This window comes from Cedecea sp. B1(4) (genome assembly GCF_059414925.1).
Genome location: NZ_JCAHMZ010000170.1, coordinates 1 through 360, shown reverse-complemented (window position 1 = coordinate 360; position 360 = coordinate 1). Strand labels below are relative to the sequence as shown.

Genomic DNA, 360 nt, shown 5'->3' with positions numbered 1-360 from the left:
CCAGATCATCGCCGGCGAGAGCTTCAGGAAGGTGAAGGCGTGCGACCAGCCGGCGTCGCTGGTGACGGTAGCCTTCCAGATCGCCTTGCCATCCGGCGTCGGTTGCACGATGCCGTGATCCTGCAGCACGTTGAACACCGCCGTATTGCTGGCCGGGATGCCGTCGATGCCCTGTGACAGCAGATGTGCGCGCAGCTTGTCGGAGACAGTCTTGCTCACCAGCCACAAGGCGTCTTGGGTCAGCCAACCGTCCGCCGGGCCGGCCTGGTTCAACTTGAACGCTTCCTTGAGCAGGTAGCGCAAGCCGTCGAGCAATTTGCGTTGCAGCGCATGCTTGGGCGCCGCCAGCGCCTTGCTGGG

General features: G+C 64.2%; 1 protein-coding gene. It reads right to left on the bottom strand.

Annotated elements, in window-relative coordinates; translation table 11 throughout:
- On the bottom strand, positions 1 to 360 hold a 360-nt coding region (locus ACR6JA_RS22500; protein WP_494599658.1), incomplete at both ends, for a TraI domain-containing protein.